At 72.1% G+C, this 280-nt stretch carries 1 protein-coding gene; it reads right to left on the bottom strand.

Annotation, left to right across the window (positions count from 1 at the left end; all coding sequences use genetic code 11):
* On the bottom strand, positions 1 to 280 hold a 280-nt coding region (locus EN874_RS33355; RefSeq protein ID WP_245516260.1), incomplete at both ends, for an amidase family protein.

Here is a 280-nt window from a genome sequence, read left to right as displayed (position 1 = left end):
GCGCCCTTTCCGCCACGAAATCATGCTGCGGCAGTGCCTCCCGCACATGCGCTCCCCCGACCTCGATGGCGCCGGCGAAGCCTGCAATTGCCTCGGCGATGTCGAACGCGGTCGGCACGCCGGGGAATTCCGGCGCGAAGGCCACCCGGAGCCGGCCGAGCGGCGGCTCCGGCGCCTCGTCGGCCGCCACCGGCGGTACCTCGGTGTCGAGGCCGTCGGCGCCGGCAATGATACGGTGGGCAAGGATGAGATCGTCGACGTCGCGGGCCAAGGGCCCGAT

Origin of the sequence: Mesorhizobium sp. M1D.F.Ca.ET.231.01.1.1 (assembly GCF_003999155.2) — a bacterium.
GTDB lineage: Bacteria > Pseudomonadota > Alphaproteobacteria > Rhizobiales > Rhizobiaceae > Mesorhizobium.
The sequence above is the reverse complement of the archived record's forward strand: the minus strand, read 5'-3'. Positions and strand labels throughout refer to the sequence as shown.